This is a genomic window from Bradyrhizobium agreste, from assembly GCF_016031625.1.
In the GTDB taxonomy this organism is placed as follows: domain Bacteria; phylum Pseudomonadota; class Alphaproteobacteria; order Rhizobiales; family Xanthobacteraceae; genus Bradyrhizobium; species Bradyrhizobium agreste.
Map to the genome: position 1 here is coordinate 1 of NZ_JACCHP010000057.1, position 1,413 is coordinate 1,413.

Here is a 1,413-nt window from a genome sequence, read left to right on the forward strand (position 1 = left end):
AGGGCTACGGCATTCACACATCGAAGTTGAAGACGGGCAGAATGTCTGATTCCGTGTTGTTCTCATTGTCGAGGAGGATGGCATGGAGCTTGGACTGGGACGGTTTGGCGACCGTCGCCTGGAAAAAGGGGGGCCTTTCTCCTGGGCCGGCTGGTCGCGTCGGGCGGCCGAAAGCTGCGGGTGCGTCGATTGGGCGGCAATCGGGCGGGAGAGATTCGCCTGACCCGGCTATTGCGTAACGAGGCGTTCACCTGCGAGGAGATGCTGGCGGAGGCGGCCAGACGGACCTCGGAACGTTGCTTGGGGCGGCATGTGCTGGCGATCCAGGACACGACCGTGCTGCGTTCGGAAGGCGGGGGAGGCGAGTATCTGCATGCCGTATTGGCTCTGGATGCCGAGGATGGCGCAATCCTGGGACTGATCGACGGCTGCTTCTTGGAGCGCCATGGCGGCCGGCGTGCAGCCCGGCGATCCACACCGATTGAGGAGAAAGAGAGCTTCCGGTGGCTGGAAGGTGCCGAGCAGGCGGCCTCGGTGTGTGCGGGCGCGGCCTCTGTCACCGTGATAGCCGATCGTGAGAGCGATATCTTCGAGGCGTTTGCCTTGCGTTCGGAAGGCGTCGAACTGCTGGTCCGCGCGGCTCATGACCGCGCGCTGGCCGACGGCCAGGCGCTGTTTGCCCAAGCCGATGCAATGGCTGTGATGGGGCGTGCCGAGTTGGAGCTTCCCGCCAAGCCCGGGCGCAGGCGGCGAACTGCGCAATTCGAGCTTCGCTTCATGCCGGCAAGTCTGGTTCGACCGAAGCATGGATTGCGCGCCCATTTGCCGGAAAGCGTGGCCGTGAACGTCATCGATGTTCGCGAGGTTGCTCCGCCAAGCGGCGAAGCGCCGATCCACTGGCGGCTTCTGACCACGCACGCAATCGACAGCGAGGCGCAAGCCTGGCAGGTGGTCGGTCTCTATCGGCGGCGCTGGACGATTGAACAGCTGTTCCGCACCCTCAAGACCGACGGCTTCGACATTGAAGGCCTGCAGATCGAAGACAGCGCGCCTCGTAACCGGCTCATCACTGCGACGCTGATCGCGGCTGTATGCATCTAACAATTGGTGCAGGCGCGTGACGGCGGCCCAGGGCCTCTGCGGCCCCTGAGCGATGCATTCGAGCCCGAGGACGTTCCCCTGCTGGAAGCCTGTTGCGCTCAACTTGAAGGCAAGACGGAGCGACAGAAAAATCCCCATCCGAAGGGATCACTGGCGCGCGCAGCTTGGGTCTGCGCGCGCCTCGGCGGATGGACCGGCTATTACGGCAAGCCAGGCCCGATCGTCATGCTCGAGGGCTGGCTCGAGTTCCAGGCCATGAAGCGCGGTGCAAAGCTAATGATCCCCGGAGGTGATCTGTGAATCCGGTAGCCC

2 protein-coding genes are annotated in these 1,413 nt (G+C 63.9%); both read left to right on the forward strand.

The window, feature by feature from the left end; translation table 11 throughout:
* The first annotated feature begins 189 nt into the window (after positions 1 to 189).
* The gene (locus HZZ13_RS36285; RefSeq protein ID WP_246504700.1) at positions 190 to 1,101 is read left to right on the forward strand and encodes an IS4 family transposase; all 912 of its coding nucleotides are present in this window, start codon (positions 190 to 192) and stop codon (positions 1,099 to 1,101) included.
* 3 nt (positions 1,102 to 1,104) lie between these two features.
* Positions 1,105 to 1,401: a hypothetical protein gene (locus tag HZZ13_RS37070; protein ID WP_246504701.1), complete on the forward strand. Its 297-nt coding sequence runs from the start codon at positions 1,105 to 1,107 to the stop codon at positions 1,399 to 1,401.
* Positions 1,402 to 1,413: the final 12 nt, after the last annotated feature.